Source organism: Pseudomonas sp. Kh14 (assembly GCF_900291005.1).
In the GTDB taxonomy this organism is placed as follows: Bacteria; Pseudomonadota; Gammaproteobacteria; order Pseudomonadales; family Pseudomonadaceae; genus Aquipseudomonas; species Aquipseudomonas alloputida.
In genome coordinates, this window is record NZ_OLKJ01000155.1 from 1 (window position 1) to 262 (window position 262).

At 46.9% G+C, this 262-nt stretch carries 1 protein-coding gene; it reads left to right on the plus strand.

Annotated elements, in window-relative coordinates; all coding sequences use genetic code 11:
* Positions 1–262: P-loop NTPase fold protein (locus tag FQ668_RS27665; RefSeq protein ID WP_218570913.1), on the plus strand; the 262-nt coding region annotated here is incomplete at both ends.

The window sequence follows — 262 nt, forward strand, 5'->3', positions numbered from 1 at the left end:
CTCAGTATCTATCAAACTTTCTAGCATCTAAGGGCTATGACGAGAGCAGAGACGGTGAAGACAAGAAGCGTAATTACGTACTCAACCTGAACTCCGAATGGGGCAGCGGTAAGACGTACTTTCTTAAACGCTGGGCAGAAGACCTCAAAGCACATCATCCTGTAGTCTACGTTGATGCATGGCAGCAGGATTATTCAGATGACCCGCTGATGACGGTGATTTCATCAATGGTAAGTCAGTTGAGAGAGCAAGCTGGTAGAGC